This is a genomic window from Xanthomonas sp. Leaf148 (assembly GCF_001423585.1).
In the GTDB taxonomy this organism is placed as follows: domain Bacteria; phylum Pseudomonadota; class Gammaproteobacteria; order Xanthomonadales; family Xanthomonadaceae; genus Xanthomonas.
In genome coordinates, this window is record NZ_LMOP01000010.1 from 119,696 (window position 1) to 132,349 (window position 12,654).

9 protein-coding genes are annotated in these 12,654 nt (G+C 63.7%); 7 read left to right on the plus strand and 2 right to left on the minus strand.

The window, feature by feature from the left end; genetic code table 11:
- The first annotated feature begins 21 nt into the window (after window positions 1-21).
- Window positions 22-306 carry a YfhL family 4Fe-4S dicluster ferredoxin gene (locus ASF90_RS14775; RefSeq protein WP_055851675.1) on the plus strand — a complete coding sequence of 95 codons (285 nt, stop codon included), beginning with the start codon at window positions 22-24 and terminating at the stop codon, window positions 304-306.
- Entirely contained in the window at window positions 303-2,081 is a 1,779-nt protein-coding gene (ggt, locus tag ASF90_RS14780; protein ID WP_055851676.1) for a gamma-glutamyltransferase, read from the plus strand. Before ASF90_RS14775 ends, ggt begins: the two co-directional genes overlap by 4 nt.
- A gap of 319 nt (window positions 2,082-2,400) precedes the next feature.
- Here the strand turns inward: ggt and ASF90_RS14785 are convergent, their stop codons facing one another.
- Window positions 2,401-2,877, minus strand: a complete 477-nt coding sequence (locus ASF90_RS14785; protein WP_153066641.1) for a hypothetical protein — start codon at window positions 2,875-2,877, stop codon at window positions 2,401-2,403.
- A gap of 434 nt (window positions 2,878-3,311) precedes the next feature.
- Between ASF90_RS14785 and ASF90_RS14790 the strand changes: the two genes are divergently transcribed.
- Window positions 3,312-5,057 (plus strand): glycoside hydrolase family 9 protein, encoded by a 1,746-nt coding sequence (locus ASF90_RS14790; protein ID WP_055851682.1) that lies wholly within the window; start codon window positions 3,312-3,314, stop codon window positions 5,055-5,057.
- Between the two features lie 358 nt (window positions 5,058-5,415).
- On the opposite strand, the gene upp is transcribed toward ASF90_RS14790, so the two are convergent.
- On the minus strand, window positions 5,416-6,048 hold the full coding sequence (gene upp, locus ASF90_RS14795; protein ID WP_055852279.1) for a uracil phosphoribosyltransferase: 633 nt from the start codon (window positions 6,046-6,048) through the stop codon (window positions 5,416-5,418).
- A 151-nt stretch (window positions 6,049-6,199) separates the two neighbouring features.
- Between upp and ASF90_RS14800 the strand changes: the two genes are divergently transcribed.
- The 4 genes from ASF90_RS14800 to ASF90_RS14815 all read left to right on the plus strand — a co-directional run bounded on the left by ASF90_RS14800 (window position 6,200) and on the right by ASF90_RS14815 (window position 12,493).
- Complete coding sequence (locus ASF90_RS14800) at window positions 6,200-8,761, plus strand: TonB-dependent receptor (protein ID WP_055851684.1); 2,562 nt, start codon at window positions 6,200-6,202, stop codon at window positions 8,759-8,761.
- A complete protein-coding gene (locus ASF90_RS14805) occupies window positions 8,761-9,879 on the plus strand; it encodes a phytase (RefSeq protein WP_055851688.1) in 1,119 nt (372 codons plus the stop codon). Before ASF90_RS14800 ends, ASF90_RS14805 begins: the two co-directional genes overlap by 1 nt.
- Window positions 9,876-11,255 (plus strand): metallophosphoesterase family protein, encoded by a 1,380-nt coding sequence (locus tag ASF90_RS14810; RefSeq protein ID WP_055851691.1) that lies wholly within the window; start codon window positions 9,876-9,878, stop codon window positions 11,253-11,255. The genes ASF90_RS14805 and ASF90_RS14810 overlap by 4 nt, the downstream gene beginning before the upstream one ends.
- Before the next feature lie 530 nt (window positions 11,256-11,785).
- Window positions 11,786-12,493 (plus strand): glycosyltransferase, encoded by a 708-nt coding sequence (locus tag ASF90_RS14815; RefSeq protein WP_055851694.1) that lies wholly within the window; start codon window positions 11,786-11,788, stop codon window positions 12,491-12,493.
- Window positions 12,494-12,654: the final 161 nt, after the last annotated feature.

Below are 12,654 nucleotides of genomic sequence, written 5' to 3' on the forward strand. Positions count from 1 at the left end.
GCCCCGATCTGCGGAGCTGCCATGTCGCTGAAGATCAATGCGCTGTGCGTCAATTGCGACGTCTGCGAACCGGCATGCCCGAATCAGGCGATCTCGATGGGCGAAACCATCTACGTGATCGATCCGGCACGCTGTACCGAATGCGTGGGCCATTTCGACGAAGCGCAATGCGTGGTGGTGTGCCCGGTCGAGTGCATCGACCCGGATCCGGACATTCCGGAAACCCATGATCAATTGCTGGCCAAGCTCATGCAGCTGCAGCGCGATCACCCCGAACTGTACGAACAGGAGCCTCCCGTCCCGTGAGCACTTTCTCCCAACGTTTTTCGACACGCGGCCTGCTGTTGCTGGCCTTGGTGCTGGCACCGCCGGCCTGGTCTGCGGATGGCGCCAAGCCTTCCGCCGGCGCGCCCGCTGCGGTCGCCGCGCATCCGCCCGGTGCGGCGGTGGCCAGCGGCCATGCATTGGCCACCGATGCCGGGCTGCAGATCCTGCGCGAGGGCGGCAACGCGTTCGATGCGGCCATTGCGGTGTCGTCCACGCTGGCGGTGGTCGAGCCGATCAGCTCGGGCCTGGGCGGCGGCGGATTCTTTTTGCTGCACGATGCCAAGACCGGCAAGGACGTGATGCTGGACGCGCGCGAATACGCGCCGGAATCGGCCACGCCGGAAAAGTTCCTCAATAAACAGGGCGAACTGGACCGTGACCGCTCGGTCAACGGGCCGTGGTCGGCCGGCATTCCCGGTCTGCCCGCCGCGCTGGTGGAGCTGGCGTCCAAGCACGGCCGGCTGCCGCTCAAACAATCGCTGGCGCCGGCGATCCGCATCGCCACCGACGGCTTCCCGGTGTATGCGCGCATGGCCAAGGGCTACGCCTCGCGGCGCGAAGTGATGGAGCGCTATCCCGGGACGCGTGAGGTGTATTTGCGCGGCGGGAAACCCATTGCCGAAGGCGACACCTTCAAGCAACCCGAGTTGGCGCACACCTTGAAGCTAATCGGCGACAAGGGCTTTGACGGGTTCTACAAGGGCGAGACCGCCAAGAAGCTGATCGCCGGCGTCAAGCAGGCGGGCGGGCATTGGAATGCGGCGGAGCTGGCCGGTTACACGGTGAAAGAGCGCACGCCGATCCAGTTCGATTATCGCGGCTGGAAGATCACCACCGCGCCGCCGCCGTCCTCGGGCGGTATTGCGCTGGCAGCCATGCTGCAGATTCTGGAAGGCTGGGACTTGAACAAGCTCGATGACGTGCATCGCACGCATCTGGTGGTGGAATCGATGCGTCGTGCCTACCGCGATCGCACGTTCTTTCTGGGCGACCCGGACTTTGTCGACGTGCCGCAGCGCGTGCTGACCAGCAAGGATTATGCGCAAGGCCTGCGTGCCACCATCAATCCGGAAAAAGCCACGCCCAGCGATCTGTTGTCTGGCAACCCCACGCCGCTGGAAGACGACGAGACCACGCACTTTTCCATCATCGATGGCGAAGGCAATCGCGTTGGCGGCACTCAGACCGTCAACCTGCTGTATGGCTCGGGCCTGATCCCCAAGGGCACCGGCGTACTGCTCAACGACGAAATGGACGACTTTGCGCTCAAGCCGGGCACGCCGAACGCCTTTGGCGTGATGGGTTACGCGGCCAACGCGCCCAAGCCGGGCAAGCGCATGCTCAGCTCGATGACGCCCACCTTCATGGAATCGGCCGACAAGGCGATCGTGCTGGGTACTCCGGGCGGCAGCCGCATCATCACCATGGTGCTGCTCGGCATCCTGGGTTACGACGCGGGGCTGGATGCGCAGGCGGTCAGCGCGTTGCCGCGCTATCACCATCAGTGGTTGCCGGACGTCATCGACGCCGAAACCGACGCGTTCTCACCGCAGACCGCCAAGGGCCTGCAGGCGATGGGTCACGCGCTCAAACTGCCCGGCGATACGGCAGAAGGCGGGCGTGGTTCCAGTCACGTGTGGGGCAACCTGCAGACCGTGGAATGGGACAAGCGCAGCAATGTGCTCAGTGGCGGCAGCGACCCGCGTAACCCGGTGGGCAAGGCGGAAGTGCAGTTGGATGCGGCAGCGCGATAACCCGTCAGGTCCCTTGACCAAGCTGCGATGAAGTAGGTTGGGCTGATGTGGCGAGTGCGCTTGTTCGTGCCCCTGACCAGGACTGGCGGCATGCGGTCGTTAGTCACACTTCTGCGAGGTGTTCTGGTCTCCACTTGATGCAATCACCGCATGGTGATTGCAGCAAGCGCGGCCACGGCACTCTTGAACCCAGCAGCAACGCGTAGGCAGGCAGCACCTGACAGCATGTGCCAACGGTTCCTACGCAGCACCTACGCTCAACCGACAACAGCATTTCCTGTGTTGTCGGCTTGCAAGCGCCCACCTGCGGATGAGCAACTCAATTGAGTTTGATGTAGGTCCCTCTGTGCTGCGGGTCGTAGCACAGGGCTCCAGTCAGCGCTTTGCTTGTGGTGTTGCCTGGATCCTGTGGGTAGATGTGACAGGCAGTGTAGGGTGCTTGGGCTCCAGTGAACCTCAAGGTGAAATGCTGGTTGTCATCGGCGGGGCTGGTATGCACCCCGCCATTGGCCAAAATGATGACCTCGCAGACTGCTGCCTGCGCAAGTTCGCATCGACGCAATGTTGCCTGCAACGGCGCTCCGATGGCGGCGTACATGCCAGAGATCCAGTTGTTCTGCACTTGATTGGGGCTGGCATTCCACTGTTTGGATGCCAAGGCGGTCTGGCTTGAGGCTAGTAGCCCGAGCAACAGCGCGATCGGAAGGCGTTTCCAGCGCTGCGGATGCTGCGAGCACTGCGGCCCCGGCACGTTCGGGCTGCGAGGAGTCGACGAAATGGTTGGGTGGCTGGTCATCTGTGGTCCTTGGCAAAGAGAGCCCATGCCATAGCACTCGCAATCACAAGCGTCGGGCAGGGCAGTGCGATGGGAGGTGCGGCATTGCCGCAACGCCAATCTAGGCGCGTGGCAAGATGAAAAATTGGGGGAGATGACGAGGCTTGCGGTTGTTTCTATTGAAATTCGCGTGGGACGCGGCGCAGTTGTTTTTCCGCTACGCCAACTGGGTGCGAACGCCGACAGACTGCGATGCAGGCAGCAGAAAATTCGGGTGAATCGCGAGGGTGTCAGCGCGCAGTCGCGATTGCTGTCATCCGGCGATGTTGGCGATCCGTGCTTTGGAGCGACGACACGCCGGCGATGTCGGTGCGTCGCAAGATCTGTGCAGCTGCCCGCATCTCGCGCGCTCGCCCGGGCTTGTGGCAGCACCGACATCCGGCCACCATTGGGCGATGAACAATCTCAATCTGCTGATGATCACGGCCGCCGTCCTGCTTTCCCCCACTGCCTGTTCGGCACAGATCGCTACGGAAAAGACCGGCGGTTCGATCCACGTCAATCAACTCGGTTATCTGCCGGGCTCGGCCAAGTTGGCGGTGGTCGGCTTACCGCAGGGCGTGGCGCCGGGGGCGGACCGTTTCACGGTCGAAGATGCGCAGGGCCGCACGGTGTTGAAAGGCACGTTGCAACCGCCAGCGCTGTGGTCGCCGGCCGGGCAGCAGGCGCGGGTGGCGGATTTCTCCAGCGTGCGTGCGCCGGGCACCTACCGGTTGAAGATCGATGGGTTGCCGACCTCGGACGCATTTCCGATCAACGCGCATGCGTATCAGCCGGTGGTCGATGCCTCGCTGAAGGCGTTTTATTTCAATCGCGCCAGCACCGCGTTGCCGGCGCAGTTCGCCGGGCGCTATGCGCGTGCGTCTGGGCATCCGGACACGCAGGTACGCATCCATCCATCGGCGGCATCGGCCACGCGTCCGGCCGACAGCGTGATCAGTGCACCCAAGGGCTGGTACGATGCCGGCGATTACAACAAGTACATCGTGAACTCTGGCATCAGCACCTACACCTTGCTGGCGGCCTACGAGCACTACCCGGCGCTGTTCAAGGCGCAGGCCCTGACCATCCCCAACGACTCGCCCGGCGTACCCGGCATCCTGCAGGAAACCTGGTGGAATCTGGAATGGATGCTGGCCATGCAAGACCCGGCCGATGGTGGCGTGTACCACAAGCTCACCGACAAGCAGTTCGACGGTCTGGTAATGCCCGATCAGGCCAAGCAGCAACGCTACGTGGTGATGAAGACCACGGCGGCCACGCTGGATTTTGCAGCGGTAATGGCCGCGGCCAGCCGTGTGTATGCGCCGTTCGAAAAGCAGTATCCGGGTGTATCGGCGCGCATGTTGAAGGCGGCGCGTGATGCCTGGGCGTGGGCGCAGCAGCATCCGGATGTGATCTATCGCCAGCCCGATGACGTGCGGACCGGCGGCTATGACGATGCGCAGGTCGACGACGAATTCGCGTGGGCGGCGGCGGAGTTGTATGTCACCACCCGCGAGGATGGTTTCTACGATGCGATGCTGGCGCGCAATGTGCCGGCCAGCGTTCCGGGCTGGAGCAATGTAGGCGGCTTGGCCTGGATGTCGCTGGCCGCGCACCGCGACACGCTGACCGCGCATGCGGATCGTGCGCGCATCACGGGTGAGATCACCGGTCTGGCGCAGCACTTGACCGATCAATGGCAGGCATCGCCGTGGCGCCTGGCCATGACCGACAAGGATTTCGTCTGGGGCAGTAATTCCGCCGTACTCAACCGCGCGATGATGCTGTTGCAGGGCTATCGCCTGACCAAACAACGGACGACGCTGGATGCCGCGCAATCGCATCTGGATTACATCCTGGGGCGCAATCCGCTGGGGTTGTCGTTTGTCACCGGGGTAGGCCAGCGCACGCCGATGCATATCCATCATCGCCCCTCGGAGGCCGACGGCATTGACGCGCCGGTGCCGGGTTGGTTGGCCGGCGGCCCGCAGCCGGGCCAGCAGGACGCCAAGGACTGCAAGGTGCCGTATCCGTCCACGTTGCCGGCGCTGTCGTATCTGGATAACACCTGCAGTTACGCGAGCAATGAAGTCGCCATCAACTGGAATGCGCCGCTGGTGTATGTGAGTGCGGCCATCGAGGCCTCGACGCGCTGATGGCTGCCTGAGGTGTCTAGCAAGCTGCACGATCAGGCCGCAGCTCTACACTGTATTTAGTGGCTATCTCATGCGCGTGCGCAGGGGGGCTGTCCCTTCTCCCCTCGGGAGAAGGTGGCGCGTAGCGCCGGATGAGCGTACGGCGTCGGCAAGAACACTGGCATACCGTACCCTCACCCCAACCCCTCTCCCAATGGGAGAGGGGCTTGCCAAGCTGGTCTTTGACCAATCAGTCACCCCAACCCCTGCCCCATTGGGAGAGGGGCTTGCCAAGCGGGTCTTTGACCAATCAGTCACCCTAGCGAGTGACTCGTCGTCCCATTTCAGACTCGGTCGATCCTGAGGCTCCCGCTGCGACTCACTCCACCCGCGTTCCGAAAATTCGGTCGCCCGCATCGCCCAGGCCAGGCAGGATGTAGCCCTTTTCGTTGAGGTGGTCATCGATGGCGGCGGTGTAGACCTCCACATCCGGGTGCACGGCTTCCAGCGCTTTCAGACCTTCCGGCGCGGCGACCAGGAAGATGCCCTTGATGCGGCGGGCGCCGGCGCGCTTGAGCATGTCGATGGTGGCGATCAAGGTGCCGCCGGTGGCCAGCATGGGGTCCAGGATCAGCGCGTCGCGTTCTTCCAGGCGGCCGGTCAGGCGTTCGAAGTAGGGCACCGGTTGCAGGGTTTCTTCATCGCGTTGCAGGCCGACCACGCTGACGCGCGCGGCGGGGATCAGTGCCAGCACGCCTGGCAGCATGCCAAGGCCTGCGCGCAGGATCGGCACCAGGGTGATCTTGGCGCCGGCGATGCGCTGCACATCGACCGGGCCAGCCCAGCCCTGCTGCACGTGCGATTCGGTGTCCAGGTTGGCCGTGGCCTCGTAGGCCAGCAGGGTGCCGAGTTCGGTCACGAGTTCACGAAAGCCCTTGGTGCTCAAGGCGGCATCGCGCAGCAGGCCGATTTTGTGCTGGACGAGAGGGTGGCGGACTTCGACGATTTTCATGGGCAGCGACAGACGGGAGAGGCGCACAGTGTGCCGCAGCCATGCGTGGCGCTGCCACACATCGGGTGTGATCGCGCTTGCATATGTCATGTCGGTGAAACGTCGCAGACATAGTGTGTGCACCCATTCTTAACCGATTGGGGAAGCACTCGTGTTGAACAAGACTCCGCTCTGCCTGGCGATCACGCTGACGCTGGCAACCGCCGGCTGGGGCCCGCAGGCACAGGCGGCAGAGGCTGCTGCTGCCTCCGGCGCAGCCAGCGGTGCGGCGGCCATCGATCTGGAGCGGCTGGAAGTGCGCCCGCAGCTGGAAGCGCAGGAGCGCGCAGTCGATCTCAAGCGCGCGTCCGATGCGATCCAGGATGCAGTGGCCTCCGATGCGATGGGCCGTTACCCCGACAAGAATGTTGCAGAATCCTTGCAGCGCCTGCCCGGCGTCAGCGTTACCCGCGATCAGGGCGAAGGCCGCTTTGTGGTGATCCGCGGCCTGGATTCGTCGCTCAACAGCGTGACCATCGACGGCATGAGCATGGGCACGCCCGAAGACGGCACGCGCTCGGCGCCGCTGGACGTGATTCCGTCCGATTCCACCGAGCGCTTGAAAGTGGTGAAGTCGCCCACGCCGGACATGCCGGGCGATTCGATCGGCGGCGCGATCCAGGTGGAATCCACCTCCGCGTTCGATCGCGACGGGCGCACCCTGCGCGGTTCGATCGAAGGCAGCCATCAGTCGCTGTCGGGCAAGACCAGCCCCAAGGGCGCGTTCAATTACAGCGACATCTACAACGGCACCTTCGGTGTGGCGGTGGGTGTGAACTATCAGGACCGCGAGTTCGAATCGGACAACACCGAAGTGGCCTACGACGCCTTCGCCGGTGGCGCTGCCGATGACCTGTTCGCCGGCGAAGTGCAACGCCGCAAGTACTTCATCGAGCGCACCCGCATGGGTGCCAACCTCAATCTGGACTGGCGCCCGGATGCCGACAACCGCTACTACCTGCGCTCGCTGTACAGCCGTTTCGACGATGCCGAAACGCGCCAGCGCACCATCTTTGGCCTGGCCGATGGGCAGGTAAGCGCCAACGGCGATGGCACCTACAACGTGGCCGATCTGCCGGCAGACAGCATTGCCAAGCGTGTGCGCTACCGCACCAAGAAGGAAGACAACACGGCGATCAGTTTCGGCGGCGAAAACCGCCTGAGCAGCGCCACGCTCGATTACAAGGTGGGCTACACCAAGACCACCGAGCGGGTGAACGATGAGATGGAAGCGCGCTTCGACTACGACGGCGACGACCTGTCGGCCACCGTGGATCAGCGCAGTGGCATCCCGCGGCTGGGTTTCTCCGATAACGGATGGCAGAGCAACCAGGACTTCGTGTTCGACCGCTTCGTGCTGGCGCCCAAAACGGTGGACGACAGCGAGCACAGTGCGCAGGTCAATGTGCGCTTCGACGGCGAACATTCCAGCCTGAAGATGGGGGTGCTCGGTCGCTGGCGCGAACGCGATGTGGACGTCAACGAACAGGAACTGCGGCGTGGCCCGGCGATCGATCTGAGCAGCTGGACTACCGCCGCGCCGGAGCACCGTGGCGGCACCTTGGGCGAAAGCATCGGTTCGGACGGCATGCGCCGCTACTGGCGTGCGTCGGGTGGTCTGTACAGCGCACGTCCGCAGGAAGTGGGCGGCAATGTGCAGACCTCTCTGCAGGACGACTACACCGCAACCGAAGACGTGTTCGCCACGTATGCGATGGGCACCTGGGATATTGGGGCGTTGCGCATGATTGCCGGCGTCCGCGTGGAGAATACCCAGTTCAACGCCACCGGTAACCAGGTGGACGTTGCCGAAAACGGCCGCACCGCCACGGTAACGCCGCGCCAAGCCTCCAGCAGCTACACCAATGTGTTGCCGGGCCTGCATCTGCGTTACGACAGCGGCAACGATTGGGTGTTGCGGTTTGCAGCCAACAAGACCTTGTCGCGCCCGTCGTTCGGCGATGTGTCGCCACGCGTTAGCATCAACCGCGGCGATGAAGAAGTGAGCATCGGCAACCCGGACCTCAACCCGTATCGTTCCACCAATCTGGATCTGTCGTTCGAAAAATACATCGGCAGCACCGGGCTGGTGTCGCTGGGCGTGTTCAACAAGTCGATCGACGATTACATCGTGCAGACCCTCAGCACCACCGATGCCGAATTTCCTGGCCTGCAGGTGACGCGCTCGATCAATGGCGACACCGCCAAGGTGCGCGGCGCCGAGTTCAATTGGCAGCAGACGCTGGACTTCCTGCCCGAAGGCTGGAACGGCGTGTTGGTCGGTGCCAGCGCCACCGCCCTGGACAGCGACTTCGACCCGGGCCTGAGCAATCGCGCCGGCGACGATTTCATGCTGCCGCGCTCGTCCAAGCGCATCTACAGCGGCCATCTGGGCTATGAAAAATACGGCTTCAGCGCACGTGTGGCGGCGGTGTATCGCAGCGAATATCTGGACACCATCGGCCAGAGCCGCGCGTACGATATCTATGTCGCCCCGCACACCCAGCTGGATGTCAGCATGAGTTATCAGTTCAACAGCCACGTCAGCCTGTATCTGGAAGCGCAGAACCTGCTGGATGAGCCATTGGAGCTGTATCAGGGCGTGCCCTCGCGCACGCTGCAGAACGAAGAGTACGGCCGCACCTATGCGCTGGGCCTGAAGGTGGCGCTGTGATGCGGGCTGGCGTATTGCTGCACTCCACACTGCTTGCGAGCGCGTTGCTATTGGCAGGCTGTGCGACCAAGCCGGTCGACCGCGAAGCCGACGAAGCGTTGCTCACCGACCCCATGCTCAGCGAAGCGAAGGTGGCGCATGAAGTGGTGCCGGAAGCCTTCATCACCGCATTGACGCCGTCCGACAATCTGGATTCGCCGGCCAGCTGGATCGCGCCCGATGGCCGCCGCTGGGTGATCGCCACGTCCAAGGCCACGCATGCGCTGGTGGTATTCGATGGCGACAGCGGCAAGCGGCTGCGCGTGGTCGGCGGCAAGGGCAAGGCGCTGGGCAAGCTGGATCGGCCCAATGGGATTTCGGTGGTCGATGATCTGGTATTCGTGGTCGAGCGCGACAACCGCCGCGTGCAGGTGTTTTCGCTGCCGGAGTTCAAGCCGCTGACCACGTTCGGCCAGGACGACTTGCGCGAGCCTTACGGATTGTGGGTGCGCAAGCATGACGGCGGCTACGAGGTGGTGGTCAGCGACAACTACATGTCGCCGGCCAACAAGGACCAACCGCCGCTGCTGGCCGAGCTGGGCCAACGCTTCCGTCGTTATCAGTTGAATGCGGCAGGGCAGGGCTGGCAGTCACGTCTGACGCAGAGTTTTGGCGACACCACCGAAGCCGGTGCGGTGCGCATCGCCGAGTCGGTATTCGGCGATGAGGCCAATGCGCGGCTGCTGATTGCCGAAGAAGATGTGGCGGTGGGCACGCAGTTGCGCGAGTACGGCATGGACGGGCGCTATCGCGGGCGCGACGTGGGCGCCGGGCTGTTCAAGGCGCAGGCCGAGGGGTTGACCTTGCTGCAGTGCGCTGATGGCAGCGGCTACTGGATCGCCACCGATCAGTTCAAGGATCGCAGTGTGTTCCAGGTGTTCGATCGCAAAACACTGGCGCATGTGGGAGCCTTCGCCGGTCGTGTGACCGCCAATACCGATGGCGTGTGGCTGGATCAACGCGGCGATGCGCGCTTCCCAGGCGGCGTGTTCTACGCGCTGCACGACGACCAGGCGGTGGCCGCGTTCGATTGGCGCGACATCGCACGCACCCTGCGCCTGAAGGACTGCGCACCATGAGTGCCGCGCGTACCGCGTGCTACGCAGCGCTTTCGTTGATGGCGTTTGCTGCCAGCCACGCGCTGGCTGGCGAGCGCACCGCCGAGCCGAATACGCAGGTGCCGGCCGGGTCCACCCATTACGTGGCCGACGGCTTCCCGGACCGCATCGTCGCCACGCCCGCACAGGACGCGGCCACCGGCTTCGCGGTCGCCTGGCGCACCGATGCCAGCGTCGATCAGCCGTGGCTGGAACTGGTGATTGCCGGCGATTCGCCGGACGTCGGCACGCCGCGGCGTCTACGTGCCAGCACCGCCAAGCTGAGCAGCGAAAATGGCCGCTCGCACCATCATCGCGCCGACGTCGATGGACTCAAGCCCGACACGCTGTACGCCTACCGCGTGCAGGGCCATGGCACCTGGGGCGCGTGGAATCACTTCCGCACCGCGGCCACGGCGCAGACCCCGCTGACGTTGCTGTATTTCGGCGATACCCAGAACAAGAATCTCAGCCTGGTCTCGCGGGTGATCCGCCAGGCCTGGCGCTCGGCGCCGGATGCGCGGCTGGCGCTGTTTGCCGGCGATCTGGTCAGCGGCAAGGACGGCCAGGGCGACAACGAATGGGCTGAGTGGTTCGAAGCCGGGCGCTGGTTGCTGGAAGGCACCGCAGTGGCGCCGGCACCGGGCAATCACGAGTACCACGAAGAGGGCGACGAGACCCCGCAGGCCACCCGCACCCTGGGCAGCCATTGGCCGGTAACCTTCGCGTTGCCGCGTAACGGGCCGTCGGCCACGGCGCGCACCAGCTATTGGTTCGACTACCAGGGCGTGCGCATTGCCGTGCTCGATGGCACCTCGGTGCTGGACCTGGGCACCGGGCCGGTGCAGGCGCAATGGCTGGACAAGGTGCTCGCCGACAATCCGCACCCGTGGTCGATCGTGCTGATCCATCAGCCGTTCTTTTCGCCGCGCGCCGATCGCGAGAACGAAAAACTGGTCGAGCAGGTCTTGCCGGTGATCCGCCGGCACAAGGTGGATCTGGTGCTGCAAGGGCATGACCACACCTACGGCCGGCGCGGCGACCAGGCCGGGCAGGCCACGCCGGTGTTCGTGGTGTCGGTCGCCGGGCCCAAGCAGTACCGGCTCTCGGACATGGCGCGCAAGACCATGCGCCCGGTGGGCGAAGACACCCAGCTGTATCAGGTACTGCGCATCGACAACCAGCAGTTGGTCTACGAATCGCGCACCGCTACCGGCCGCCTGTACGACGCGTTCGAACTGCGGCGCGACGCAAGCGGTGGCAAGCGGCTTGTCGAGCACGAGCAAGGGCGTATCGCACCGCGCGATTGCCCGCGCACCGCCACGCTCAAGGGCCGCGCGGATCGCTGCTGGGAGTGAGTTGAGCAGGCGCGTAAGCGTGAGCGAGCGTGTGCCCCATGGCGGTGACGCCATCCCGAAGATGGCGACGTGTGCCCTGGCGCGTAAAGCGCCTGCACCGCGCAGCGGCGCACTGCATATTCAACTGAGCGCGACTGCTGCGAGGTCGAGCGGCTAACATCACCACCGCGTTCACCACCAGGCGGGCGCAGTCGGTGCTCGATGTGGCCTATACCAAGTGCATAATCTGCATCGGAGCGCGCCATCCATGCGCATCTGACGACTGCGCGTTGCGTTTTATTGGCCGCTTTAAATATGACAAAACGGCGAAGGTTTCATCGGGCATTCGATGGAGTTTATGCATCGTTTCAAAACTTCGCGGATGCATCGATTCTATCGATGAAAAATGCGATTGTTCATCAGGTAATGTGAATTACATCACATCATTAGTGCGACTACGGTTGGCGCAGCTGAGTCGCCAACCGAGTAGCCGATTCGATGCGGTGCTGCGGTGACGGCTCTGGCTCCCCCAGCCCACCGAGTCGCCCCCCATGATTCCCCAATTGATTCACCTGACCGCACCCACCAAGCACTTGCTGTGGGAGGAGCGCCGAGTTTGCGATCGTTTGCAGCGTTTGTTGCCCGGATGGACCTGTCACGTCTGGGACGATGCCGATAACTCTGAACTGATGCGACGTGCGTTTCCCGAGTTTGCCCAGCGCTACGAGCGCATCCGTTTTGGCGTGATGAAAGCGGACATCGCGCGCTGTGCGTACATGCATGCGCACGGCGGTTTCTACTTCGATACCGACTACAAGCTGCTGCGTCCGCTCGGTGCGGAGGTCCTGTCGCAGCAATGCGTGCTTCCCATTGAAGAAGGCACGCCCGACAACGACGACTTCAAGATCGGTAACGCCGTCTTCGGCTCCGAAGCGGGGCATCCGTTCTGGGGCGCGTTCATCGAGCACATTTTCAATGTGCATGCGCCGGAAACGCTGGAAGACCACCGCGAGATTCCAATGATCTCCGGCCCGCGCGGGCTCACCCGCTTCTACAACGCGCATGCCGGGCAGTTCGCCGGCATCGTGTTCCCGCCGCGCAACGCCTTCCACCCGGATCGCACCTGGTTCGGGCTTGGCCATCGTGGTGGCCAGATCGCCGTTGGCTCGCACTTGTGCTGGGCGTCGTGGCGCGGCAAATCGCCACACCGTGCCGTGACCAATTATCTGCGCCGCAAGTTGAGCGCTGTGCCGATCTGATTGGTGCGTTTGTTGTTGCGACACGGCCATCGGCCTGGGCGAAGGCGGCGCAGGTCGAAGGTGTTTAGCCGATTCGCGAAGCACGTTGCTGGCGATTCATGCAAGCGAAAGCTTGCACGCCAGATTGGCTTCGCATTGCACCTTGCAGTTGTTGTGCGAGG